This is a genomic window from Oceanospirillum sediminis, assembly GCF_014164585.1.
Taxonomy (GTDB): Bacteria; Pseudomonadota; Gammaproteobacteria; order Pseudomonadales; family Halomonadaceae; genus Oceanospirillum; species Oceanospirillum sediminis.
Window position 1 is genome coordinate 1 of the sequence record NZ_JACJFM010000395.1, and the last position, 300, is coordinate 300.

The window sequence follows — 300 nt, forward strand, 5'->3', positions numbered from 1 at the left end:
CCAATTCTATTAAGGGGTAATTCCAAAAGGAGAAGTCTTTACTTTTTATCCAATCACCCTGCTGTACTGCTTTATTATGAGCGCCTACATGATGGCATAGTTCCAAAATTAAAGCCATTGTGAATTGTGCTACCGATACAGAGCTGTAGTCTGGTACATTCGTTACTACTATGCCTTTTTGTCTTGTAGCTTCAATATCTACGACGTTATAGCCCGTAGCCAAAACACCAATATATTTTAATGCCTTGGATTTTGATAAAACAGTTTTGTTAAGAGGAGTTTTATTGGTGAACACTATTT

General features: G+C 36.3%; 1 pseudogene. It reads right to left on the minus strand.

The window, feature by feature from the left end:
* Positions 1–300, minus strand: a pseudogene (locus H4O21_RS28980) (glycerate dehydrogenase); the annotation flags it as partial.